The sequence below is a fragment of the Pantoea sp. Ep11b genome, assembly GCF_040783975.1.
Taxonomy (GTDB): domain Bacteria; phylum Pseudomonadota; class Gammaproteobacteria; order Enterobacterales; family Enterobacteriaceae; genus Pantoea.
The window spans coordinates 2,233,381-2,257,639 of the sequence record NZ_CP160631.1 but is presented as its reverse complement, the minus strand read 5'-3'; the positions used below and the strand labels follow the sequence as shown (position 1 = coordinate 2,257,639).

The window sequence follows — 24,259 nt, the reverse complement described above, 5'->3', positions numbered from 1 at the left end:
AGGGCCCAACAGGTGGCAAAAACTTTTCTGCGCAGCGGTAAACTGGATGCTGTTCTGGCGCTAGGTGAAAACGGCCAGCCGGTCTACGCCTCAGCACTGCAAATTCGTGAAACGCTGCGTCTGCGCCGTCAGAGCGCACTGGCAGATTGCCTGGCGATCCCGCAGGCCAATGAACGGGGCGACCGCCTCGACTGGTACGCCCCTTTCAGCGGCCGGGTGAAATCCTGGCTGGGCGCGAGCGATCATGAACGTCGGGCGGCCCTGCAACAGCTCACCGCCTGCCAGCAGGATATGCAGGATCTCAGCACGCGCGCGCGCGCGGCGGAGAACCCCTCCATGCGGCTGTTTGGTGCGCTGCTGAGCAAAACCCTGCAGTTTCCCGATCAGCAATATGTCTATCTGGTGGATGGCAAACCGGTTATCACCTTCTGGGGCTTTGTCGATGCCCAGGCACGCAGCCGCGATGATGCGCTGGCCTGCCTGCGCGACACGCTGGAGGAGAATCTGCCGGTCGCGCTGGTTGAGCCGCTGCCTGAGCAGCCTGCCGCGCCCGTGGTCGCTGAACCCGTCCTGATAGCGGAACCGGCACCTGAAGAAGTGGCGGAACCGCAGCCGGTGGTGCTGACCCCTGAACCGGTGCAGAACGTACCCGCTCCGGCCCGCCGCCGTTTCCGTATCTGGTATCTGCTGCCACCGGTGGCGATTGCGGCCGCCGTCACGGTAGCGGTGCTGCTGCATCGTCCCGCGTCCGAAACGCCGGCTGACAGTGCGACAGTCAGTGCGAAACCCACGGCGACTCCGGCTTCTGCGTCAGCACCGGCTTCTGCGCCAGCACCGGTCGCCTCCACGCCCGCTGTCGCCCCGCCTGCCGTGATGGCCGCTGCGGAAAAACTTCCCGAAACGCTGCCGCAGAAACCGGCCAGCGTCACAGCGGCTGAAGCCGCACCGGCCGCCTCATCTGCTACCCTTGCCAGTGTGGTCACGCCTGCGGTTCCGGCCCGGCCTGATGATCTGGTCGTCACACCGGATGCGGTGCGCGAAGGTCAGGTGCAGGTCATTGATGGACGCTGGCGCGTCACGATCGACCAGATGCCGACGCCAACCGGTAAACCGCCAGTGATGCGTTTCCAGTTTAAAAATGGCAAAGGCAGCGTGCAGGTCACCCAGGGCAACACCAGCTGCAAAGCGGATGTCAGCGCGGCCATGACCAGCGCCGGCAATCTGGTGATCGAAAGCCGCTACACGGCGAAGTGCCAGAACAGTTCGCGCTACCGTATGCCGCTGCTGGTCTGCCACGCAAGTATCGGTGCCGCAGTGTGTGAAGCGCAGTATGCAGAAGACCGGATCTTCCCGATGACGATTAAGCGTGAGAGTAAATAACGATGCTGGCTCCCCTGATCGATGACAAACAAAAAATTACGCTGATTGAAAACAGCGGCGTACAGTTTCTGGATTTCGGCCTGCAACTCTCCGCCACCCCGGCGCGCCGTCAGTTTGTGCGCCAGACAGCCAATGGCCCGCTGCTGCGCCTGCATGTTGACGGCAACAGCGGTAAGTTCCTGCTTTACCCGGAGGATGGTGGTGCAGCAGAAGTGGTGCGCCCGGAGTCCGATATCGCGCTGGCCGACTCGCTCACTCTCCTGTCCGCCTGCTGGCTGCCGCTGCCCATGCTGCGCTGTGCCAGCGGACGCCGTTTCATCGGCGGCCCTGAAAACTGGGCGCGGATGCGTCTGGTCGCCCTGCCCACGCCTGATGCGGCAGGCAACACCCATCGCGTCAGCCTGGCGTTCGACACCCGCTGTGTCGCGGAGCAGGATGGCGGTGAACAGCTCGGTCTGACTTCCGCCGACGCGCAGAATGGCGTGACCTTTGCGCTCGCCTGGCACAACTACGAACTGGGTGACTTTCTCGATCTCACCTGGGTTGACGGCTGGCTGCGGGAAACCTTTACCGATCGCGTCTCCGACCGCCGTGAACAGGCAATCAATCAGGCGCTTCGCGAGTTTGAATATCAGGCACACTATCTGAACCTGCTGGAGTTGCTGGGCGAGCAGCTCGACCTCAGCGAAATCTACATTCAGGCCGCCACGCTTCAGACCCCGGCCGTCAACGTCGACATCATTCTTGATGTCGGTAACTCCCATACCTGCGGCATCCTGGTAGAAGATCATCCCGAAGAGAGCAACGGGCTGAAGCAGACCTATGAACTGCAACTGCGCGATCTCTCCCAGCCGCATCAGGTTTACAACGAGCTGTTCGACAGCCGTCTGGAGTTTGCTGAAGCCCGCTTTGGCAAGGCGAACTTCTCGCTGGAGAGCGGGCGCGAGCAGGCCTTTATGTGGCCCTCTCTGACCCGCGTCGGACGTGAAGCAAGCCGTCTGGCGCTGCAGCGCGTGGGCCTGGAAGGCAGCACCGGCCTCTCCAGCCCGCGCCGCTATCTCTGGGATGAGGCGCGCTATCAGCCAGGCTGGCGCTTTAATACGCCGGGCGAACAGAGTGAGCCGCTGGCCTATGCCGCACCTTTTACTACTCTGCTCAACGACGAAGGCCAGCCGCTTTCGACGCTGTCGCCGGACGAGCGCCTGCCGGTCTTTTCACCCCACTACAGCCGCAGCTCACTGATGACTTTTATGCTGTGCGAACTGCTGGCGCAGGCGCTGATGCAGATGAACAGTGCTGCTCAGCGTCAGCGGATGCCGCAGAGCCACGCGCCGCGTCAGCTGCGCCATGTCATCCTGACGCTGCCTTCGGCGATGCCGAAACCGGAGCGCGAAATCTTCCGCCGCAGAATGCAGGAGGCGCTGGCGCTGGTCTGGAAAGCCGAAGGCTGGCTGACCGAAGAGGACGAGCTGGCCCCGGCACTGCCGCGTCAGAGCCCGAAACCGCTGCCGGATGTACAGATGGAGTGGGATGAGGCAACCTGCGGCCAGATGGTCTGGCTGTTTAACGAAACCCAGGTCAATTTTGCCGGTCGCGCCGAAGACTTTTTCAGCAGCATGGCACGCCCGGATCGCCCGCGCGAGGCGGACGAACTGCCAGGCAAAAGCCTGCGCATCGCTTCGATCGATATCGGCGGCGGCACCACCGATCTGGCAATTACCCAGTATCGTCTGGATGATGGTCAGGGCAACAACGTAAAAATCACGCCGCGACTGCTGTTCCGTGAAGGATTTAAGGTAGCGGGCGACGATATCCTGCTGGATGTGATTCAGCTGTGGATCCTCCCGGCGCTGCAGCAGCATCTGCAGAAAGCGGGCCTGACCCTGACCGATCCGCTGATGAACAAACTTTTTGGTCACGACAGCCGTATGGATGGTCAGGCTACGCTGCGCCAGCAGGTGACGTTACAGCTCTTTATTCCGCTGGCGCAGGCTGTGCTGGAGCGCTACGAGAACTGGGACCCGCTGGAGAGCCACGCCGAAATCAACGCGCTGTTTGGCGAGCTGGTCGGACAGGCGCCGGGCGACGCGGTCCTCGCCTTTGTCAACGGCGAGATCCAGCGCGAGCTGGGCGGTCACAGCCGCTTCGACCTGCTGCAGGTGCCGCTGGTAGTCAGCCTGTCGCAGCTGCACGGCGAATTTATGCAGCACCGCATGGCGATCATTCCGGCCCTGCGCTCAATGTGTGAAGTGGTTTCACTCTATCAGTGTGACGTGCTGCTGCTGACCGGGCGGCCGTCGCGCTTCCCCGGCATTCAGGCGCTGGTGCGTCATCTGCAGCCGCTGCCTGGCAGCCGTATTCTGTCGCTGGAGGGCTATCACACCAGCGACTGGTATCCGTTTAACAAACATGGCCGCATCGATAACCCGAAATCGACCGCAGCGGTGGGCGCGATGCTCTGCCTGCTGGCGCTGGATCTGCGCCTCAGCAGCTTCTGGTTCCGCGCGGGCGACTTTGAGCCCTATTCGACGATCCGCTACCTGGGCATGCTCGACGAAAACCAGGCGCTGAGCGATGAGAATCTCTGCTACAGCGAAATTGACCTCGACGATCCGGGCTATGCGCTGGATAAAAAAAGCAGTTTCCGTATCCGCGGCAACGTCTGCCTGGGCTTCCGCCAGCTCGATAACGACCGCTGGCCCGCTTCGCCGCTCTACAGCCTGACGCTGAACGACGCCGCCCTGGCGCGTAAAGTGGCCGGGGAGAGCGTGCTGCGTATCCGTCTGGCGGTGAAAGCTGGCCCTGGCGCGACCGGCCCGGAAAACCTGGTGCTGAGCGATGCGCGTCTGGACGATGGCACCCGCGTGCCGCTGGAGCAGTTAAGTCTGAAGCTGAATACCCTGTCGGCCACCGGCAATGCCAATGCGCAATACTGGATTGACAGCGGGAGCGTATGTAAACGATGAAAGCCCTGAAACCCCGCCAGCCGCAGACGCTGGCAAAACGCCTTAACCTGCTGCAGGATGCCCTGAATCAGAGCCTGACCTGGATTGAAGAGAGCCGTGAGCAGTCGCCGCGTCTGGCGCTGGAAGCGGAAACCCTGACGCTGCAACTGCGTCAGGCGCGTGTGCAGACCCAGGCGCTGGCGCAGCAGGTGGCCCGTCCGGTAACGCTGGCGCTGTTTGGTCAGTCGCAGTCCGGGAAAGCCTGGCTGCTGAATGAGATGGTGGCTGATGCTCAGGGCCAGCTGATGACCCGTATGGGCGACAAGCAGCTGAGCTGGTTTCAGCATATCAATCCCGGCAACCTGGATTTTGCGACCGCGACCCGCTTCAGCCATCAGCGCGAGCCGCTATCCGGCGAGTGGCCGGTTGAACTGGCGCTGCTGAATGAGGCGGAGATCGTTCGGCTGATGGTCGCCTGTGCCGGTGAGAACGCGCCCGACACCGCGCAGATTGACAGCACGCTGCAGCGCCTGCAGCGCCATCGTCTGGCGACGCCGCTGGCGGGTCTGGAGGGCGATGCGCTGGTGACGCTCTGGTCATGGTGCCGTCGCCGTCCGCACTACGATGCCCGCCTTGACCGCCACTTCTGGCCGCAGGCGGTTGAACTGGCGCCCTGGCTGAGCGTGGACGATCGCGTCCAGCTCTTTTCGCTGCTCTGGCCTGCACAACCGGCCCTGAGCGAGATGCTGCGCAGCCTGCTGCATCTGCGTCATCAGCTGCGCAACAGCAGCCGTCTGCTCGCGCCTCTCAGCCTGCTCACCGATGCCTCACTGCTGCCGGCTGAGCAGCTGATCGTGCCTGCCAGTGAGCAGGATCCGCAGCAGCTGGTGGAAGTCTGCCCGCTGAACGGCAACCGCATCGGCAAGGCGCAGAATGTGCCGCTGGGCCTGCTGGCTCTGCTGACGCTGGAAGTGCTGGCACCGCTCTGCTCCACGCCGCGCACCGCGCTCTACGATGATGCCGACATGCTGGATCTGCCCGCGCCCGGCCAGCCCGCGGACGCGACCGTGCTGGACGACCGGCAGCGCCTGCGTCAGCAGGATCCGCTGCGGGCGCAGCTGCTGGAGCAGAAACGCGCGCTGCTGCCCGGCTTCTACGCCACCCGTCAGGCGATCGATCTGCTGCTGGTCTGCACCGCGGCCAGCCAGCGTCAGGATGCCAGCCTGGTGAGCGAGTCGCTGCGTGAATGGCAGCGTCAGCAGCCCGCGCAGGAGTCCGCCGGGAAACCGCGCCTGATCTGGGCCATCACCCCTTTCGATGCCCGTCATCAGCAGGTTAACGTGGATGAAGCCGTGCAGCGTCAGATGGGACAGCCCGGTCAGCACTGGGGATCGATGCTGGCGCTGGATCGCGCGGGTGTTGACCGCATGGCGAGCTGGTTACTGGATGAGATGCAGCCGGAAGCCCGCCGTGAGATGCTGCTGGCACAGCTGGCACAGATCCAGCATACCGTGGTCGAGCGCCGCTTACTGCCCTGGACCGAAGCGGAGGCCACACCGGAACAGGCGGCCCGCAAACAGAACATTGCCGACACGCTGCTGAAATGTTTACAGCACCGCACCGGCCTGCACGGTGAGCTGCTGGAACGCCTGCAGCCGCCCCGCGAGGCACTGCGCCAGCTGTGGCTGAATCAGTCGGCCCTGCCTGGCAGCAAACCGGCCAATCTGCAGGCGCCGGAGAATCAGTTCGGGATTGGATTTGAATTTGACCTGTTCAGCGAAAGCCCGGCCGAAGCGCCGGCTCAGCCGCGTCAGAGTCTGCCGGGCGCGCAGCAGTTTCCGCGCCAGGTGATGCTGCTGTGGCTCGATCATCTGCGTCAGCTGCCGGAGAACCGCAGCCTGCTGGCGTTGCTGAATGTGGATAAAGCGACGATGGAGTGGCTGGTCGAGGAGCTGATCATGGCCGGATTCCGCACCGATATCGCGCAAAAACTGCAGCAGGCGCTGCATGAGCCTGACACGCAGAGCGTCAGTCATGAATCCCGTGCCGACCGTCAGGTGACGCGGGCGATGACGGTGCTGGGGGATTTCGTCGCCTGGCTCGGCTTTTTACAGCGCCCTGAAACTGAACGGCCCGCCAGCCGGGTGAATCGTGGTCAGGTGATCTTCTCACGTCCGCCTGCGCCCAGCGTCAGCTTCGGAGCCGGTCAGCGTCTGACCCGCCTCTCAGCCGCCCCGGCCAACCACACCGCCTACTACATTTACGACTGGCTGGTCGGGCTGAATCAGGTGATCATCGAGAACAACGGCTACACCGGCGGCGGCGACCTGCCGCGCACGGCGCGTGACGCGCTGGTTGCCCTGCTTAAGCCGCTGCGCGCCTAGTCGATAATCAGGCGCAGTTCGCCCTCCAGCGACTGCGCCGCCTCCTCCAGCAGCGCCAGCACCGGCGCTAAATCGGGCTGCTGCGCGTCAGCGTGCTGAAGCCGCAGCGTGGCAGGCAGCGCCATTCCGCCGGTCAGCCAGTCCCACAGCGCATCCAGATTATGACCAAAGGTCTCCGGGCAGCCGCTCTGCTCAGCAAACTGCTGATAAAAGGCGGCGCGTGTGGTGAGCTGACGCAGGTCGAAGGTCAGGCTGAGCATAATCAGGGTACCTGTCTGAAACTGCGGTAGTGGTCGGTCGAGAGAAACACCAGGCCATCGGAGGAGTAGACCAGCCGATCGGCATCGCGATGACCACAGCGATAGTTCACATCTGCCTCATACCACTGACGTCCGGCCCGCGTGGGCAGCCGTTTTTCACGGTTCGCAAAACGATCGCCGCCGATGGCTTTGCCGGGCAACACGTCACACAGGTTGCCTTTCTCCGGCTTCCAGCCACGCTTACGCGCGTCGTTTTTCGTCAGGTAGTAGTCCGGTAAATGCTGATGCTGCAGTACCCAGCGCGCGACCGTGCGGGCATCGGTCAGGGTAGCGATATCGGGCTGAGCGGGTGCTGAAACACGATTCAGCCAGGGTTTGAGGCCGTAGAAACAGACCGCGAGGACAAGGAAAAGTCCAATCCAGAGTTTTTTTGACATAATGGCATCCGTGACGACAGGATGCAGATGATACCAGTTTTACACGCAGAGAAAAGCGCGGGCCAGACAGGCTGGCCCTGGCGAGGTTATGCGGCGTGCGAGTCCCCGCTGTGTCGACGCCATGCACCGGGTGCGACACCATACTGACGTTTAAAGCTGCGATTAAAGGATTGCTGGGAGTCGAAGCCCAGGGAGATCGCTACGTTCAGGATCGGTTCGTCGGTGCTGGTCAGGCGGTCGGCTGATTTCTTCAGCTTTTTCACGCGGATGTACTCACCCAGTGGATAGCCCGTGTGCTCTTTGAACATGCGCTGCAGGTGCCACTTGGAGTAACCGGCGCGCTCTGAAACGGTATCCAGATCCAGACGTGCTTCGATGTTGTTATCAATCCAGTCGATTAAATCGTGAATAAAGGCGTCACTCATCATTCCAGTCTCTCCTGTTCGCCGTGGCGAAAAGTATTAGTATCAGTTGCAGTTACACTTAAGGGTGGCTGACTATGCCATTTAATGCAAGTTTTATTAGTACATTAAATGCCGCACTTTTTATGGGGATTTAACGCACGCTGCTCAGGCTTTCATCGCCCCCGCCGCGAACCGCACATAAAGTGTATCTCTTATTCTTGCAGTTGCCAGTCACGCCAGCCTACACTCACCGCGATTAATTGCAATATTAAAAGTTGCAAATATTGACCAGCTGGTCACCTGTTACCATTTATCGCGGAATGACAATAATGATTACGAACCGGGTTCGTCAGGGCTTGACCCTCTTTGGGATGATACTGCTCATCACGCAGCTCAGCGGCTGCGACAGGGGGGTTGCGCAAAACGCCCCGCCCCCCCGCCTGAAGTCAGCGCCGCACCGGTGCTGATTAAGCCGGTCAGCCAGTGGGACAACTTCAATGGCCGGGTGGAGGCAGTGCAGAGCGTGCAGCTGCGTCCGCGCGTTTCCGGCTACATTGAGTCGGTCAACTATCGCGAAGGCGATGAGGTTCGCAAAGGTCAGGTGCTGTTTACCATCGACGACCGGAGCTACCGCGCGGCGCTGGAGCAGGCCAAAGCGGAACTGGCCCGGGCGCGCAGCCAGGCAAATCTGGCCCGCAGCGAATCGGGTCGCAGCGAGAAGCTGATCGGCACCCAGGCGATCTCCCGCGAAGCCTGGGAACAGCGGCGCGCGGCGGCCAGTCAGGCGCAGGCGGATGTGCTGGCCGCCGAGGCGGCGGTCGATATGGCCCAGCTGAACCTGGACTTTACCCGCGTTACCGCCCCTATCGATGGCCGCGCCAGCCGCGCGATGATCACCCCCGGTAACCTGGTAACCGCAGGCGACAGCGCCAGTGTCCTGACCACGCTGGTGTCGCAGCAGCAGATGTATGTCTATTTCGATGTCGATGAGAACACCTTCCTGCACTATCAGGCGATGGCGCGTCAGGGCCAGCAGCGCCAGGCCCTGCCGGTTGAGATCGCGCTGGCCAGCGATCAGGGCTTCCCGCATCAGGGGAAAGTCGATTTCCTGGATAACCAGCTGACCGCCAGCACCGGCACTATCCGGATGCGCGCCCTGCTCGACAACCCGCAGCGTCAGTTTACGCCTGGCCTGTTTGCCCGTGTACGACTGCCCGGCAGCGCGCAGTTCGACGCGATGCTGGTTGATGACAAGGCGATCCTGACCGATCAGGATCGCAGGTATGTCTACGTGGTGGATGGCGAAGGCAAAGCGCAGCGGCGCGATATTCAGCCCGGCGCAATGGTGGAGGGTCTGCGCATCGTGAAATCGGGTCTGCAAGCCGGAGACCGGGTTATTGTTGCCGGTCTGCAGAAAGTTTTCATGCCGGGCATGCCCGTTACCGCTCAGCAGGTCGCCATGCGCGCGACAGCCGCTCACTAATCCGAGGCCGCTATGGACTTTTCCCGCTTTTTTATCGATCGGCCCATTTTTGCCGCGGTGCTGTCGATTCTGATCTTCGTCACCGGGATGATCGCCATCCCGCTGCTGCCGATCAGTGAGTATCCTGACGTTGTCCCGCCCAGCGTGCAGGTGCGTGCCGAGTACCCCGGCGCGAACCCGAAAGTGATCGCAGATTCTGTGGCGACGCCACTGGAAGAGGCAATCAACGGCGTCGGGAACATGATGTATATGAAGTCTGTCGCCGGTTCGGATGGCGTGCTGGTCACCACGGTGACTTTCCGTCCGGGCACCGATCCCGATCAGGCCCAGGTGCAGGTGCAGAACCGTGTTGCGCAGGCGGAAGCCCGCCTGCCGGAGGATGTGCGCCGGCTGGGGATCACGACCCAGAAGATGTCCCCGACGCTGACGCTGGTCGTTCACCTCTTCTCACCGGACAATACCTACGATTCGCTCTACCTGCGTAACTACGCCACGCTCAAGGTCAAAGATGAGCTGGCGCGCCTGCCGGGTGTGGGCCAGATCCAGATTTTCGGCGCGGGTGAGTATGCAATGCGCGTCTGGCTCGATCCCAATAAAGTGGCGGCGCGCGGCCTGACCGCCTCTGACGTGATTACCGCGATGCAGGAACAGAACGTGCAGGTGTCTGCCGGTCAGCTGGGTGCGGAACCGCTGAAGAAACAGAGTGATTTTCTGCTGTCGATCAACACTCAGGGACGGCTGGAGAACGAGCAGCAGTTTGGCGACATCATCCTGAAAACCTCTGACGATGGTTCGCTGGTGCGACTGCGCGATGTGGCGCGCATTGAGATGGGTTCGGGCAGTTACGCCCTGCGCTCTCAGCTCAACAACAAAGATGCGGTCGGCATTGGTATCTTCCAGGCGCCCGGCGCGAATGCCATCGATCTCTCCAATGCGGTGCGCGCCAAAATGGATGAGCTGGCGACCCGCTTCCCCAGCGATGTGAAATGGGCCGCACCTTACGATCCGACGGTGTTTGTGCGCGACTCCATCAAGGCCGTGGTGCAGACCCTGCTGGAAGCGGTGATCCTGGTGGTGCTGGTCGTGATTCTTTTCCTGCAGACCTGGCGTGCCTCCATCATTCCGCTGCTGGCGGTGCCGGTGTCGGTGGTCGGGACCTTCAGCGTGCTCTATCTGCTCGGTTTCTCACTTAATACCCTGAGCCTGTTTGGGCTGGTGCTGGCCATCGGGATCGTGGTGGATGACGCCATTGTGGTGGTGGAGAACGTAGAGCGTAACATTGAGATGGGGCTGTCACCGCGTGCCGCTGCGCATCAGGCAATGCGCGAAGTTTCCGGCCCCATCATCGCCATTGCGCTGGTGCTCTGCGCGGTGTTTGTGCCGATGGCGTTTCTGTCGGGCGTCACCGGGCAGTTCTATAAACAGTTCGCCACCACCATCGCGATCTCCACCGTGATTTCTGCGATTAACTCGCTGACGCTCTCGCCTGCGCTGGCGGCGATGCTGCTGAAAGGCCATGACGCGCCGAAAGATCGCCTGACGCGGATTATCGATGCGCTGTTCGGCTGGCTGTTCCGGCCGTTTAACCGCTTTTTCCAGCGCAGTGCGCATGGGTATGAATCGCTGGTTGGCCGCACGCTGCGTCGTCGCGGCGCGGTGTTCGCCGTCTATCTGCTGCTGCTGGCCGGGGCCGGGTTTATGTTCCATACCGTGCCGGGCGGCTTTATTCCGACGCAGGATAAGCTCTATCTGATTGGCGGCGTGAAGATGCCGGAAGGCTCCTCGCTGGCGCGCACCGATGAGGTGATTCGCAAGATGAGCGAAATCGGTATGCAGACCGACGGCGTGGCCTATGCGGTCGCCTTCCCCGGTCTGAATGCGCTGCAGTTTACCAATACGCCAAACAGCGGCACGGTCTTCTTTGGTCTGAAGCCCTTCAACGAGCGTAAACATACGGCGGCCGAGATTAACGCGGAGATCAATGCAAAGATTGCGCAAATCCAGCAGGGCTTTGGCTTCTCCATTATGCCACCGCCCATTCTGGGGCTGGGTCAGGGCTCGGGCTATTCGCTCTATGTGCAGGATCGGGCCGGTCTGGGCTATGGCGCATTGCAGACGGCGATCAATACGCTGTCGGGCAGTATCATGCAGACGCCGGGGATGCACTTCCCTATCTCCTCTTATCAGGCCAACGTTCCGCAGCTGGATGTTCAGGTCGATCGGGATAAAGCCAAAGCGCAGGGCGTGTCGCTGACCGCGCTGTTCAGCACGCTGCAGACCTATCTCGGCTCCTCATACGTAAATGACTTTAACCGCTTTGGCCGCACCTGGCGGGTGATGGCGCAGGCGGATGGGGAGTTCCGCGACAGCGTTGAGGATATCGCTAACCTGCGAACCCGCAATGACCGCGGCGAGATGGTGCCGATTGGCAGCATGGTCAACATCACCACCACCTACGGCCCCGATCCGGTGATCCGCTACAACGGCTATCCGGCGGCGGACCTGATCGGTGATGCCGACCCGCGCATCCTCTCCTCCGCGCAGGCGATGAGCCAGCTGGAAGCGATGTCCGGTCAGCTCCTGCCCAACGGCATGAACATCGAGTGGACCGACCTGAGTTATCAGCAGTCAACCCAGGGCAACACGGCGCTGATCGTCTTCCCGATGGCAGTGCTGCTGGCCTTCCTGGTGCTGGCTGCGCTCTATGAGAGCTGGACGCTGCCGCTGGCGGTGATCCTGATTGTGCCGATGACGCTGCTCTCTGCGCTGTTTGGCGTCTGGCTGACCGGCGGGGACAACAACGTCTTCGTGCAGGTCGGACTGGTGGTGCTGATGGGGCTGGCGTGTAAGAACGCGATTCTGATCGTCGAGTTCGCGCGGGAGCTGGAGATGCAGGGCAAAGGGATTGTGGACGCGGCGCTGGAAGCGTGTCGCCTGCGGCTGCGGCCCATCGTGATGACCTCCATCGCCTTTATCGCCGGTACGGTACCGCTGATTCTGGGTGAAGGTGCGGGTGCCGAAGTACGTGGCGTGACCGGCATTACGGTCTTCTCCGGGATGCTCGGCGTGACGCTCTTCGGCCTGTTCCTGACGCCGGTGTTCTATGTCGCGCTGCGCAAGCTGGTGACGCGCCGGTCACAACAGGCGGAGTCAGCTGCGGCGTAAGCCGTCAGTGTTTAAAAGGGGCGATCGCAGGATCGCCCTTTTTTTGTCTGAGACACGCCTGACCGCCCTCCCGCGTGAAAGCGGTTCATCAGATGAGAATCTCAACCCGGGCTTTACGGCCCAGCTGCGCCAGCGCCAGTTCAACTTTTTCAACTTTTGACGAGTGCTCTACGTCAAGCAGTCGATCAACCTGTGGTCCATTTACACCCAGCTGGCGTGCCAGATCTGCCTTGCGGGTACCGGTTTCAATCATAGCGTTATACAGTGCCGCTTTCATCGCTACCAGGACAGGCACAGAAACGATGTACTCCCCCTGCTGCGCATCACTCGCTAACGGGATGGGACGACGGGCATCCATTTCCAGAGAGATAGCGGCTACCAGTCCATCTGCTGCCTCGGCCAGCGCTTCCTCAACGGTGTCGCCAACTGAATGCAGTAAGGGTAAATCGCGACATGACACCTCCCAGCTATCGGTTTTCAGGTCATGCGTTAATCTGACGGCATAGTTAAACATAGGGTGACCTCACTGATCAGGCTTACAGGCCCGGATCTTTTAGAATTTTCTTGCGCGTCCCTTCCGGCATTTCTTTCGCGCCATGATCCGGAAAGACAGACTGCCTGTCGCCTGAGAAGACTTTGAAATGGCTGCTTCCACTGCGGTGCTTAACCAGAATAGCGCCTTGCTGAATGAGCCAGCGCCTGAATTCACTGTACTTCATCGCGTTCCCTCGCTCTGTCTAAAGCAAGATTAACACTAGTGATGCTTAAGGCAACATATATGTTTCATTTTATTGAGAGCAGGAGAGCAAGCAGGAAGGGTCCAAAGGCAGCGTGCAGCATGAATCCACGCCCATAAAAAAAGCCGCTCATCAGCGGCTTTTTTTGCAGAGCTCTTCACTCTCTTCGGGTTCAGGCTCCGGCACGGCGGTGCAGTTGCTGGTGTCGCGCTTTTTCAGCTCGTTCAGCGCGTCGGCCACGGTGCGTTTTGCCAGCACGTCCAGCGATGCCTGCTCGGCTTCGTCGGCGATCGATTTGAAGTACCAGCAGAGGTTGGCGCTGACCAGACAGCGTGGCGCCACATCGGGGCGCGCAGCCCAGATCTTTTTATCTTCAATCACCGAGACATAGATATCCCGCAGGGTTATTTCCGCTGCAGGCCGTCCCAGATGAATGGAACCGGTGCGGCCCAGCGTCGAGACGATGATGCCGTCACGGGTCAGCGGGACCATGAGTTTTCGTATGAAACTGGGATTCGCTTCCAGCCCGTAGGCCAGAATCGCGCTGGTAGAGCGTTTACCCATCTGCTCCGCCATCGCTACGCTCAGAACCATTTGCAAAGCTGTCGGGAAGCGGTAATCAAGCATTTCTTTATCCTGAGTTGCGGTGCATCTTATTGTTTTATTGCCGCATAAGTGAACAATCAATGAGCAATAAATATAACAAACACAGTTGCTTTTTTGAAGCAAACCCACGCTGACAAGGCACGTATTCACCAAAGGCAGAAGCCCGACCGCACAAGGTGCTTAGCCTGCTCACGCCCCCTTTTAATGCCTGGCGGGCGCGCAAAACGCTTAAACGGCCGGGACCGGGGCCACCGGTAATCGCCTCTTCAGCGCCATCACCAGCATCACGTTAATGATTGCTAAAGCGCAAAGCAACCATAGCGTGGCGGATGCGCCCATCTTTTCAAAGACATATCCGCCGATCAGCGGCGTCAGCGCCTGCCCCATCAGCGCCGGGCGGGCCATTTTACCCATCACGATGGCATAGGACTCTGGTTTGACCATCACCAGCGGTAACGTTCCTCGCACGATGGCGCGCAGGCCATTCCCGGCGCCGTAGAGTAACATGCTCAGCAGCGCCATCTGGGGCATCACCGCCAGCAACAGCAGCCCCAGCGCCACCAGTCCGACAGAAAAGAAGGTGGTGCGGATGGGATGGCTGCGTTTAAAGGCGATATCAACGAGACGGGACGCGACCTGGCACGGACCAAGCACCGCGCTGATCGCCAGCGCCGACGTCAGCGTATGGCCGCTCGCCTGCAGCAAGGTGATGAGCTGCACGGAGATCGCGGTCATGATCACCGAAGCCAGCGTGAAAATGGCGCACAGCAGCCAGAAGAGCACCGGCGCAAGCTCAGCCGAGGCGGGCGCAGTGTTGCGCCGTTTTACCGGCCGCTGAGCGTGGCTCGCCGGTAAGGCAAACAAAGTTGCAGGCAGGACGCAGACGACCATCATGCCTGCGATGATCAGCGATGCGCCCCGCCAGCCAAATCCGTGAATGAGCAAGGCCGTTCCCGGCCAGACCAGCGTGGTGCAGAAACCCGATATCAGCGTGATCCCCGTGATGGCGGACCGCGCCTGCGCGCCGTAGCAGGTGCCGAGCGTGGCAAACAGCGCGTCATAGAGGCCCATCGCCATCCCGACCCCAATCACGACCCAGGCAAACAGAAACTGCGGCAGCGCATGACTGCAGGCCATGATGACCAGCCCCACCGCCATCACTATCCCGCTCAGCGCCAGCATCATACGGCCTCCGGTGCAGGCGATAATCCTGCCTGCAAGCGGCGATAACAGCCCCGACACCAGAATCCCGGTGGAGAGCGCGCCATAAATCCACTGCTGTGACCAGCCGGTTTCCTCCGCGATTGGCGACGCCATCACCGCCATCAGATAGAAGGATCCGCCCCAGGAGAGGATCTGTATCCAGCCCAGGGTGATGATGGCGGCGACGCCGGGTTTGTTCGTCAGATTCACAGGCAATCTCATGGTTAGCAGGCGAACCGTTTTATAACATGTTCTGCGGTAAGCCAGAATGCGCGATCGCCTTTAACTGCCTCGCCAGGCAGGCCGCACGTTTTACTGACCAGCTCTAAAGTATGTTGTAACTATAAAGGGCTTGCATCGCCGGCAGCCTTCTGCCACATTGTGGACGTTGTAACTATGGAGGTTCACATGACCCGCTACGACTTAGTGGCTGATATGCATCAGTGTGTCAACGACCTGGAACTGGCGCTGGGCGAACTGCGCCAGCAGATTGAAGCGCAGCCGCTGCTCATCGCCCGCGTGTTCAGCCTGCCGCCGGTGGTGAAAGGCCGTGAACATGAGGCAATTACCCGGATTGCCGTCGAACAGCATCTCGGCGAGCGCGCGCTGACGATGGCGCTGGACCACTACTGCCGCCTGTTTATGCAGCATCAGTCTGAACAGCTGAGCACCAAGGCCGCCGTGCGCTTGCCGGGCGCCCTCTGCATCGAGTGCGACGCGGCGCAGGAAGCGGAGATCGGTGCGCTGGTAACGGTCATTAATCAGCTGAAAGCGCGGCTGGAGCAGCTGATTACGGTGGAGTCGGGCCTGCCGAGTGAAGCGCGCTTTGAGTTCGTCCACCAGCATCTGCGCGGGTTAATCACGCTGAACGCCTACCGCACCATCACCCTGCTCAGCGCACCGGACAGCCTGCGCTTCGGCTGGGCGAATAAACACATTATCAAGAATCTTAAACGCGAAGAGGTGATCGCCCAACTGGAAAAAAGCCTGAAAGCGGGACGCGCTCAGGCCCCCTGGTCACGCGAACAGTGGGCAGAAAAAGTGCAGGAGGAGCTGGCCAGCGTGCGCGCCCTGCCCGACTCGGCACGGCTCAAAATCAAACGTCCGGTGAAAGTCCAGCCGGTAGCGCGCGTCTGGCGTGCCGATGAGCAAAAACAGACGCAGCTGGCGTGCCCGTCACCCATTCTGGTGATCTGCCGCGACCGCAGTCAGGTGCCGGTGCTCGGCGAGTTACTAAATTATGATGCGGATAACATCACCCATCGTCACAAGCCCGCCGCTGAACCGCTGAATCTGCTGATCCCCAGACTGCATCTGTGGGTGGACTGCCCGATATAATGCAGAGGCCAGACTCCGCTGGCCTCTGACCTCGCTTACGACTTCATGCTGCCGACCATCTCTTCCGGCCGGACCCAGGCATCAAACTCCTCTTCGGTCAGGTAGCCCAGCTTCAGCGCCGAGCCTTTCAGCGTCAGCCCCTCTTTGTGCGCCTTTTTGGCAATTTCTGCGGCTTTGTCATAGCCAATATGGGTATTCAGCGCCGTCACCAGCATCAGCGACTCATTCAGCAGCTGATCGATGCGCTCGCGCACCGGCTCAATGCCGACCGCGCAGTGATGGTTGAAGCTGTCCATGCCATCTGCCAGCAGGCGCACCGACTGCAGGAAGTTATGGATGATCATCGGACGGAAGACGTTAAGCTCGAAGTTACCGGACGCGCCGCCCATGTTGATCGCCACATCATTTCCCATTACCTGACAGCAGAGCATGGTCATCGCTTCACACTGGGTCGGATTGACCTTGCCTGGCATGATCGAGCTGCCCGGTTCATTTTCCGGGATCGCAATTTCGCCGATGCCGCAGCGCGGGCCGGATGAGAGCCAGCGCACGTCGTTAGCGATTTTCATCAGCGAGGCGGCCAGCCCTTTCAGCGCGCCATGTGCGTGGACCAGCGCATCGCAGGTCGCCAGCGCCTCGAACTTGTTCGGTGCCGTGACGAACGGCTGCTTCGTCAGATCGGCCAGCGCCGCCGCCACCCGTACCGCATATTCCGGATGGGTGTTCAGGCCGGTGCCAACGGCGGTGCCGCCCAGCGCCAGCTCCGCTACGTGCGGAATGCTCTGCTCAATATGCTTCAGGTTATGCTCCAGCATCGCCACCCAGCCGGAGATCTCCTGCCCCAGCGTCAGCGGCGTGGCATCCTGCAGATGGGTACGGCCAATCTTGACGATATCTTTAAAGGCGTCGGACTTCTGGCTCAGGGTCTGTTTCAGCACCTGAATCTGCGGGATCAGCTGTTCGCGCAGGGCGATGACGGCGGCCACATGCATGGCAGTCGGGAAGACGTCGTTGGAGCTCTGGCTCTTGTTCACATCGTCGTTGGGATGAACCAGCCGCGACATGCCGCGCTCGCCGCCCAGCAGTTCACTGGCGCGGTTAGCCAGCACTTCATTCATATTCATGTTGGTCTGCGTACCGGAACCGGTCTGCCAGACCGCCAGCGGAAATTCATCCGCATGCTGGTCAGCCAGCACCTCATCCGCCGCGCGGACAATCGCATCGGCACGCTCAGCGGGCAGCAGGCCCAGATCGCGGTTGACGCTGGCCGCCGCCCGTTTGGTCAGCGCCAGGGCATGCACCAGCGCGGTCGGCATTTTTTCGGTTGAGATGCGGAAGTGCTCCAGTGAGCGCTGCGTCTGCGCGCCCCACAGTTTGTCTGCCGGTACGTCGATGGGGCCCATTGAATCTTTCTCAATGCGGTTGGCTGCCATGAATACATCTCCTTCACCTTGTATTTAAAAGAATGTGCACCTGGTCTGGCGATCGTCCAGGGTACACCGGATCGCAATACACAATAATTTAACATTATCAGAGCTTAGCGCCGTTTGGGACCGGGTCGCTATTTTTAACGACAGTTTCTGCTTTAATAACGACCATAATTTTCGTGACCCGGGAGTTCGTGATGCACAAAATGAACAACTCGCTGCAAAATTATGCCTGGGGCAGCCAGACGGCGTTAACCCGGCTCTATGGCATTGCCAACCCGCAGGGCCTGCCGATGGCGGAACTCTGGATGGGGGCGCACCCGAAAAGCCCTTCTACCGTCTCTGATCGGGGTCGTCAGCGGTCGCTGCGTGAGGTCATCGCGGCCGATCCTGTCGCCATGCTGGGTGAAAGCGTTGCCCGGCGTTTTGGTGAACTGCCCTTTCTCTTCAAAGTCCTCTCTGCCGATCGGCCTCTCTCCATTCAGGTTCATCCCAGCAAACCCGCAGCCGAGGCCGGCTTTGCCCGTGAAAATGCGGCAGGGATCCCCCCGGCGCCCCGGAGCGCAACTATAAGGATGATAACCATAAGCCGGAGCTGCTCTTCGCGCTGACCCCTTTTCAGGCGATGAACGGTTTCCGGACGCTGACGGAGATGGTGTCGCTACTGGAGCCGGTCGCAGGTGCGCATCCGCAGATTGCCCATTTTCTGCAACACCCCGATCTTAAGACGCTGGCCGTGCTCTTCCCTGCTCTGCTCTCGCTGGAGGGTGAGGCGAAATCGCGGGCACTGGGCGTCCTGAAATCGGTGCTGAGTGTGCAGCAGAGTGAGCCGTGGCGGACTATCCGCGCCATCGCGGCAGACTATCCGGACGACTGTGGCCTTTTTTCACCGCTATTACTGAATGTGAGGACGCTGCAACCGGGCGAGGCGATGTTCCTCCGGGCGGAAACGCCGCATGCCTATCTGAAAGGCGTGGCGCTGGAGGTGATGGCCAACTCCGATAACGTGCTGCGGGCCGGGTTAACCCCGAAATATATTGATGTCGATGAGCTGATGGCGAACCTGACGTTCGCAGAGAAACCCGCCAGCGAGTTACTGATTGCACCGACGCAACAGAGCCACGCTCTGCGCTATCCGGTTCCGGTAGAGGATTTTGCCTTTGCCATTCACACGCTCAGCGCCGCACCCCAATCGCTGGCGCAGCAGAGCGCCGCCGTGCTGTTCTGCATTGAGGGGCAGGCGATGATTATCAGAGGTCATGAGCAGCTGTCGCTGAAGCCCGGTGAGTCCTGCTTTATTCCCGCCTGTGAATCGCCGGTGTCGGTGGCCGGAACGGGCCGTCTGGCACGGGTCTTTAACGACTTAGGGTGAACCGGCTGACGAAGGGCCGGTTAACTGCTATTATTTCAACCTATTAGCGTTTCAGCGCCTGCGGGCGTTTTTCTTCGGTCGTCAGGGCAAACCTGCGGCGTAAGCGGACTCAAGGATAAGGACGAATCAGCAATGAAAAAGACCAATGTTGCCGTAGGTGTCATCATCGCACTGGGTGTAATCTGGACTGGCGCGGCATGGTTCACGGGCAAACAGATTGAAAGCCACAGGGATCAGCTGGTCCAGAATGCCAACGCGCAGCTCAATGCTTATGCCCCCAACAGCCGACTGAAGATCAGCTATCAGGATTACCAGCGCGGCGTGTTCAGCAGTAAAGTGAATCTGGTGATTCAGGCCAGCTCACAGACGGAAGATAATCCGCTGCTCAAGCCTGGCCAGAGCCTCATTCTGAATGAAACCATCGACCACGGCCCCTTCCCGTTTGCCCAGCTGAAGCATTTCAATCTTATCCCGAGCATGGCCTCGGTCCATACCGAACTGGCCAACACCGATGCGGTGAAGAAGCTGTTTGAGCTGACCGGAAATAAATCCCTGATCAACGCGGATACCCGCATTGGTTACAGCGGTGCGACCGATACGGCGCTGCGCATCCTGCCCATCGATTATCAGAACGCACAAAGCGGCGAACGCCTGGCGACCAATGGCGGGACCTTCAACGTCAGCGCGGACAACAAAGGCGACAAAGTGTCGCTCGACAGCGATGTCGATAGCCTGGCGCTGACCAGTAAAAATGAGATGGGCCAGCCGGTGCTGTTCACCCTTAACGGTCTGAAGCTGAGCGGTAACACCCATCTCAGCCCGGAAGGCGTACGGATTGGCGATCAGTCGGTGAATATTGAGAAGGTCAATGCCAGCATCAATGGTCAGGACGCCCTGACGCTGCACAACATGAAAGGCACCTCCTCGTTCGATAACAGCGCGGGTAAGATTGGCGGCAATATCGACTATCAGGTGGAAAGCGTTCAGCTGCAGAAGCAGGACTTTGGCCAGGCGGCGCTGAAGATGAAACTGTCACAGTTTGACGCCCAGGCGGTAAAAGCCTTCTCCGATCGCTACAACGCGCAGATGCAGGCGCTGCAGAATCAGCCAGGCCTGGCAGACGACCCGATCCGCTATCAGGCGGGCGTGCATGAGATCCTGATGAACAACCTGCCGATGCTGCTGAAAGGTTCGCCCTCACTCAGCATTGCGCCGCTGAGCTGGAAGAACGATAAAGGGGAAAGCACCTTTAACCTGACCGCTAACTTCAACGATCCTTCACTGGTGACCGGCGAAGCGCAGAGCCTGAGCGCCATGGTGGATCGGGTTCTGAAGTCGCTGGACAGCAAGCTGACAATCAATATGCCGATGGCGACCGAAACCATGCATAAAGTGGGTCTGGCCGAGGGCTATCAGGCGGACGACGCACAGAAACTGGCCGACCAGCAGGTGAAAGGTCTGGCGGCGATGGGTCAGATGTTCCGCCTGACGCAGCAGCAGGATAACAACATCGTCACCAGCCTGCAGTACGCCAATGGTCAGGTCAATATGAATGGCGACAAGATGACGCTGGAGCAGTTTTTGTCCCGCTACATGCTGGGTATGCCGACCAGCGAAGGAATGCCGCAGTAACAGGTTTTATCGCATCAGGGCGGCCTTCGGGCCGCCTTTTTTATCGCCGGAACGGCCGGATCGGGTATTTCATCCGGGTTATGGGTAATTATGCAGCATCCGGCGACGCCGTTTGCGCAAATAACTGGCGCTGTTGCGCATGATATTTTTATAATGCTCTGCACTTCACTGACAACTGAGCGAGTGCACCATGATCGATTCTGAAATTCCCCTGACTGATATTCATCGCCACCTTGATGGCAACATCCGTGCACAGACCATCCTTGAATTAGGCCGCCAGTTTAACCTTGACCTGCCCGCTTCCACGCTGGAAACGCTGCGTCCGCACGTTCAGGTGGGCCAGAACGAACCTGACCTCGTGAGCTTTCTGCAGAAGCTCGACTGGGGCGTAAAAGTGCTGGGCGATCTTGATGCCTGCCGCCGCATCGCGCGTGAGAATGTCGAAGATGCCTCCCGCGCTGGCATTCACTACGCTGAACTCCGTTTTTCCCCCGGTTATATGGCGATGACCCACAATCTGCCGATCGCCGGTGTGGTGGAAGCGGTGATCGACGGTGTGCGTGCCGGTCGTCAGCAGCACGATATCGACGTGCGCCTGATCGGGATCATGAGCCGTACCTTCGGTGAAGAGGCCTGCCTCAACGAGCTGGAGGGATTACTGGCGCATCGCGATCACATTACCGCAGTCGATCTGGCGGGTGACGAGCTGGGCTTCCCCGGCAGTGAATTCCTGAGCCACTTCACGCGGGCGCGCGACGCGGGCTTCCGCGTGACCGTGCATGCGGGCGAAGCCGCCGGCCCGGAGAGCATCTGGCAGGCGATTCGTGAACTGGGTGCGGAACGTATCGGTCACGGCGTCAAAGCGATTGAGGATCGGGCGCTGATGGACTTCCTGGCGGAGCATCGCATTGGCATCGAATCCTGCCTGACCTCCAACATCCAGACCAGCACCGTGCCGTCGCTGGCGCAGCATCCGCTGAAGAGCTTCCTTGAGCACGGCATTCTGGCAACCATCAACACCGACGATCCGGCGGTTCAGGGCATTGAGCTGGCCCATGAGTATCATCACGCCGCGCCAGCGGCGGGCCTGAGCGCCGCGCAGATCCGGCAGGCGCAGGAAAATGGCCTGACCATCGCCTTCCTCAGCGAAGCAGAGAAAGCGGCGATTCGCGCCCGCGTCCGGTAATCCCCGCGCGCAAAAAAAACGGGCCGGATAGCCGGCCCGTTCTGCTTTCTGTCTTTTCCCGACGATCAGACGCGCTTCAGCGACATCGTCTGGCGCTTCCCGGCGGATTGCAGACCCAGTTCGATCAGCTCCATCACCTGAATCGCCTCTTCCGCCGTAACCGGGTTGTTGCCCCGTCCGGCGATCGCCTCCCGCACCGCCGCGTAGTAAGCCGGATAGTTACCTGGCTGCGTCAGCTGCGTGGTTTCTTTCAGGTCATCGCCCTCAACCAGCGTCAGGATGCCATCGCGCATGTCGTAGCCCCAGTCCGCCTGCGGCGGGAAGTCACCCGACTTCAGGCGATCTTCCTGCGGGTCCAGCCCATATTTGATGTAGCTGCCGCGCGTGCCGTGCACCGTATAGCGGGCAGACTCCGCCGCCACCAGCATACTGGCATGCAGCACCACACGGCGCTGTGGATAGGTCAGCGTGGCGTGGAAATAGTCCGTAGTCTGCGCGCCCGGCCGCATCTCGGCCAGATCGACATTGATGGCAACCGGCGGGCCAAACAGCTGCAGCGCCTGGTCCAGCAGATGCGGCCCCAGGTCATACCAGATGCCACTGCCCGCGCCCTTCATCTCACGCCAGCGATTGCGGACCTCCGGACGGAAGCGGTCAAAGTGCGACTCAAAATAGCGCACCTCGCCCAGCGTACCCGCCTCCAGCAGCGATTTCAGGGTCAGGAAGTCGCTGTCCCAGCGGCGGTTATGAAACACGGAAAGCAGCAGCCCATTCGCTTTTGCCAGCGCATCCAGCTCGCGAGCCTGTGACAACGTCACGGTGAACGGCTTATCGACAACCACATGCTTCCCGGCATTCAGTGCCGCTTTAGCCAGCGGGAAGTGCGTATCATTGGGGGTAGGAATCACAATCAGCTGCAGCGTCGGGTCATCCAGCAGCGCCTGGGGATCGGCCACCACCTGAACGCCAGGCCAGTCGGCGTGGACTTTGCTGGCGTCGCTACTGGAAATCGCGGCCAGCTCCACGTCCGGCGTTCCCGCAATCAGCGGGGCATGAAACGTTTTACTGGCAAAACCGTAGCCGATCAGACCAACACGTAATTTATCGCTCATTTTGCTTCCTCTCAGAGCCAGGCCCATCTGGTGAGATGATGACAGCCAGTCCGGGCACAGGCAGTGCACGCCCTGCACCGACAGATGTCCGTGACGAGGAAGCGTACTGCGCGGTTTCGGACTGGCGTCGGGACCTACCAGAGGGATCAGGTATTTAGTCGCTATTGATTTAAGACGATCAACCCGGTGCGGACAAGGAGGAATTTCCCGAAAAAACTAAGAGATAGCACTCCGCGCTAAAGGCCAGGCGGTCTGCGCCGCGAGGCTGTCATGGGCATCCTGATTACGGCGGCGGAAGTCACTGGGGCTGACGCCGACCCGCTTACGGAACACCCGTGAAAAGTAGAGCTGGTCGTCGTAGCCCACTTCACGTCCGACCGAAGCAATCGGTTCCTGGGTGGTCTGCAGCAGCAGTTTGGCACGGATCACCCGCTGATCTTCCCGCCAGCGCAGCAGGTTAACCCCCATCTGCTCGCGGAAGAGGTGCGCCAGCCGTGACGGTGACAGACAGACGTGGCGCGCCACCTCCTCGATTCTGACCTCGCTGGCGAGATGATTGGTGACATACTGACAGGCTTCGATAACGCGGGGATCGCGGATCAGCTGATGACTGCGCGGATCTTCCTCAACGGCGCGCAGCAGCAGCCGTTCCAGCAGGTTCATCGCCAGCTCTTCCGCGAAGCGGCGGCCCGAGTTATGGGTCTGTTCGATACTGGCAAACAGGCGATCAAATTCGCCGCGCAGCGACTCCGGCAGCAGCAGGCGTCCGACGCCCTCCTGCTCATCCTGCCAGCGCAGCCAGTCCTGCCAGTAGGCACGCGGACGGAAATAGACCCAGCGGTGAAACCACTGCGGGCTGTCCGGCGCGCGGCCATAGTAATGGGCGGTTTTTGGCTGGAACAGCAGCAGTTCACCCGGTTCACAGTCGAATGCCCGCTCACCGTCGAATACCCGCCCCTTACCTTTAATGGTGAGATTCAGAATGTAACCTTTCATGCCGTGCGGGCGATCGATAAAGAAATCGAGCGGACCATCGGCGGTAATCGGGGTCAGCCCCGCCACCAGCCAGGCATTAAATGAATAGCCCGGCAACAAGGGGTTTTGCTGTTCGGCCGGTAATTCACGGTGATACATAGCGTCCTCACTCAGTCTGTTATTGTCCGGATAGCCCGCAGAGGCGGCTGCATC

The 24,259-nt window shown here is 60.4% G+C and carries 17 protein-coding genes and 2 pseudogenes; 9 read left to right on the top strand and 10 right to left on the bottom strand.

The window, feature by feature from the left end; genetic code table 11:
* The first annotated feature begins 12 nt into the window (after nt 1-12).
* From AB1748_RS10715 to AB1748_RS10705, 3 genes are read left to right on the top strand one after another with little or no spacing between them, the layout of a single operon-like run.
* The gene (locus AB1748_RS10715; protein ID WP_367395473.1) at nt 13-1,380 is read left to right on the top strand and encodes an SrfA family protein; all 1,368 of its coding nucleotides are present in this window, start codon (nt 13-15) and stop codon (nt 1,378-1,380) included.
* 2 nt (nt 1,381-1,382) lie between these two features.
* A complete protein-coding gene (locus tag AB1748_RS10710; RefSeq protein ID WP_367395472.1) occupies nt 1,383-4,346 on the top strand; it encodes a virulence factor SrfB in 2,964 nt (987 codons plus the stop codon).
* Nucleotides 4,343-6,709: a virulence factor SrfC family protein gene (locus AB1748_RS10705; protein WP_367395471.1), complete on the top strand. Its 2,367-nt coding sequence runs from the start codon at nt 4,343-4,345 to the stop codon at nt 6,707-6,709. Before AB1748_RS10710 ends, AB1748_RS10705 begins: the two co-directional genes overlap by 4 nt.
* On the opposite strand, the gene AB1748_RS10700 is transcribed toward AB1748_RS10705, so the two are convergent.
* From AB1748_RS10700 to AB1748_RS10690, 3 genes are all read right to left on the bottom strand, one after another.
* On the bottom strand, nt 6,706-6,969 hold the full coding sequence (locus AB1748_RS10700) for a barstar family protein (RefSeq protein WP_111142027.1): 264 nt from the start codon (nt 6,967-6,969) through the stop codon (nt 6,706-6,708). The two genes, AB1748_RS10705 and AB1748_RS10700, sit on opposite strands and share 4 nt — an antisense overlap.
* Nucleotides 6,970-6,971: 2 nt before the next feature.
* Nucleotides 6,972-7,406 carry a ribonuclease domain-containing protein gene (locus AB1748_RS10695; protein ID WP_111142028.1) on the bottom strand — a complete coding sequence of 145 codons (435 nt, stop codon included), beginning with the start codon at nt 7,404-7,406 and terminating at the stop codon, nt 6,972-6,974.
* A gap of 86 nt (nt 7,407-7,492) precedes the next feature.
* On the bottom strand, nt 7,493-7,834 hold the full coding sequence (locus AB1748_RS10690) for a helix-turn-helix domain-containing protein (RefSeq protein ID WP_009090299.1): 342 nt from the start codon (nt 7,832-7,834) through the stop codon (nt 7,493-7,495).
* A 305-nt stretch (nt 7,835-8,139) separates the two neighbouring features.
* On the opposite strand from AB1748_RS10690, the pseudogene AB1748_RS10685 reads away from it, so the two are divergent.
* Both AB1748_RS10685 and oqxB read left to right on the top strand, forming a co-directional pair.
* Nucleotides 8,140-9,293 (top strand): annotated as a pseudogene (locus AB1748_RS10685) (efflux RND transporter periplasmic adaptor subunit).
* Between the two features lie 12 nt (nt 9,294-9,305).
* Nucleotides 9,306-12,458 carry a multidrug efflux RND transporter permease subunit OqxB gene (oqxB, locus tag AB1748_RS10680; RefSeq protein ID WP_293769955.1) on the top strand — a complete coding sequence of 1,051 codons (3,153 nt, stop codon included), beginning with the start codon at nt 9,306-9,308 and terminating at the stop codon, nt 12,456-12,458.
* 88 nt (nt 12,459-12,546) lie between these two features.
* On the opposite strand, the gene AB1748_RS10675 is transcribed toward oqxB, so the two are convergent.
* The 4 genes from AB1748_RS10675 to AB1748_RS10660 form a co-directional block, all read right to left on the bottom strand.
* Nucleotides 12,547-12,972: a type II toxin-antitoxin system HicB family antitoxin gene (locus tag AB1748_RS10675; protein ID WP_111140472.1), complete on the bottom strand. Its 426-nt coding sequence runs from the start codon at nt 12,970-12,972 to the stop codon at nt 12,547-12,549.
* A gap of 22 nt (nt 12,973-12,994) precedes the next feature.
* Nucleotides 12,995-13,177 carry a type II toxin-antitoxin system HicA family toxin gene (locus AB1748_RS10670; RefSeq protein WP_111140473.1) on the bottom strand — a complete coding sequence of 61 codons (183 nt, stop codon included), beginning with the start codon at nt 13,175-13,177 and terminating at the stop codon, nt 12,995-12,997.
* Between the two features lie 150 nt (nt 13,178-13,327).
* A complete protein-coding gene (locus AB1748_RS10665; RefSeq protein WP_111140474.1) occupies nt 13,328-13,822 on the bottom strand; it encodes an Rrf2 family transcriptional regulator in 495 nt (164 codons plus the stop codon).
* A gap of 207 nt (nt 13,823-14,029) precedes the next feature.
* A complete protein-coding gene (locus AB1748_RS10660) occupies nt 14,030-15,214 on the bottom strand; it encodes an MFS transporter (protein WP_293769950.1) in 1,185 nt (394 codons plus the stop codon).
* 198 nt (nt 15,215-15,412) lie between these two features.
* Between AB1748_RS10660 and tus the strand changes: the two genes are divergently transcribed.
* Complete coding sequence (gene tus / locus AB1748_RS10655) at nt 15,413-16,342, top strand: DNA replication terminus site-binding protein (RefSeq protein WP_111140476.1); 930 nt, start codon at nt 15,413-15,415, stop codon at nt 16,340-16,342.
* Between the two features lie 35 nt (nt 16,343-16,377).
* On the opposite strand, the gene fumC is transcribed toward tus, so the two are convergent.
* Nucleotides 16,378-17,775 (bottom strand): class II fumarate hydratase, encoded by a 1,398-nt coding sequence (gene fumC / locus AB1748_RS10650; protein WP_111140477.1) that lies wholly within the window; start codon nt 17,773-17,775, stop codon nt 16,378-16,380.
* Nucleotides 17,776-17,966: 191 nt separating this feature from the next.
* Here fumC and manA point away from each other — a divergent pair.
* From manA to add, 3 genes and pseudogenes are all read left to right on the top strand, one after another.
* Nucleotides 17,967-19,141 (top strand): annotated as a pseudogene (gene manA, locus AB1748_RS10645) (mannose-6-phosphate isomerase).
* 132 nt (nt 19,142-19,273) lie between these two features.
* Entirely contained in the window at nt 19,274-20,773 is a 1,500-nt protein-coding gene (locus AB1748_RS10640) for a YdgA family protein (protein ID WP_367395470.1), read from the top strand.
* 190 nt (nt 20,774-20,963) lie between these two features.
* The gene (add, locus tag AB1748_RS10635; RefSeq protein ID WP_367395469.1) at nt 20,964-21,959 is read left to right on the top strand and encodes an adenosine deaminase; all 996 of its coding nucleotides are present in this window, start codon (nt 20,964-20,966) and stop codon (nt 21,957-21,959) included.
* A gap of 65 nt (nt 21,960-22,024) precedes the next feature.
* Here add and AB1748_RS10630 read toward each other — a convergent pair whose 3' ends face one another.
* Nucleotides 22,025-23,071 carry an oxidoreductase gene (locus AB1748_RS10630; RefSeq protein ID WP_367395468.1) on the bottom strand — a complete coding sequence of 349 codons (1,047 nt, stop codon included), beginning with the start codon at nt 23,069-23,071 and terminating at the stop codon, nt 22,025-22,027.
* 216 nt (nt 23,072-23,287) lie between these two features.
* Nucleotides 23,288-24,205 carry an arabinose operon transcriptional regulator AraC gene (gene araC, locus AB1748_RS10625; RefSeq protein WP_111140482.1) on the bottom strand — a complete coding sequence of 306 codons (918 nt, stop codon included), beginning with the start codon at nt 24,203-24,205 and terminating at the stop codon, nt 23,288-23,290.
* Nucleotides 24,206-24,259 lie beyond the last annotated feature (54 nt).

Bases quoted from the DNA above. Each gene is read 5' to 3' on its own strand.
- AB1748_RS10710 (WP_367395472.1), top strand. From the start codon at position 1,383: ATGCTGGCTCCCCTGATCGATGACAAACAAAAAATTACGCTGATTGAA.
- AB1748_RS10705 (WP_367395471.1), top strand. From the start codon at position 4,343: ATGAAAGCCCTGAAACCCCGCCAGCCGCAGACGCTGGCAAAACGCCTT.
- AB1748_RS10700 (WP_111142027.1), bottom strand. From the start codon at position 6,969: ATGCTCAGCCTGACCTTCGACCTGCGTCAGCTCACCACACGCGCCGCC.
- AB1748_RS10695 (WP_111142028.1), bottom strand. From the start codon at position 7,406: ATGTCAAAAAAACTCTGGATTGGACTTTTCCTTGTCCTCGCGGTCTGT.
- AB1748_RS10690 (WP_009090299.1), bottom strand. From the start codon at position 7,834: ATGATGAGTGACGCCTTTATTCACGATTTAATCGACTGGATTGATAAC.
- oqxB (WP_293769955.1), top strand. From the start codon at position 9,306: ATGGACTTTTCCCGCTTTTTTATCGATCGGCCCATTTTTGCCGCGGTG.
- AB1748_RS10675 (WP_111140472.1), bottom strand. From the start codon at position 12,972: ATGTTTAACTATGCCGTCAGATTAACGCATGACCTGAAAACCGATAGC.
- AB1748_RS10670 (WP_111140473.1), bottom strand. From the start codon at position 13,177: ATGAAGTACAGTGAATTCAGGCGCTGGCTCATTCAGCAAGGCGCTATT.
- AB1748_RS10665 (WP_111140474.1), bottom strand. From the start codon at position 13,822: ATGCTTGATTACCGCTTCCCGACAGCTTTGCAAATGGTTCTGAGCGTA.
- tus (WP_111140476.1), top strand. From the start codon at position 15,413: ATGACCCGCTACGACTTAGTGGCTGATATGCATCAGTGTGTCAACGAC.
- fumC (WP_111140477.1), bottom strand. From the start codon at position 17,775: ATGGCAGCCAACCGCATTGAGAAAGATTCAATGGGCCCCATCGACGTA.
- AB1748_RS10640 (WP_367395470.1), top strand. From the start codon at position 19,274: ATGAAAAAGACCAATGTTGCCGTAGGTGTCATCATCGCACTGGGTGTA.
- add (WP_367395469.1), top strand. From the start codon at position 20,964: ATGATCGATTCTGAAATTCCCCTGACTGATATTCATCGCCACCTTGAT.
- AB1748_RS10630 (WP_367395468.1), bottom strand. From the start codon at position 23,071: ATGAGCGATAAATTACGTGTTGGTCTGATCGGCTACGGTTTTGCCAGT.
- araC (WP_111140482.1), bottom strand. From the start codon at position 24,205: ATGTATCACCGTGAATTACCGGCCGAACAGCAAAACCCCTTGTTGCCG.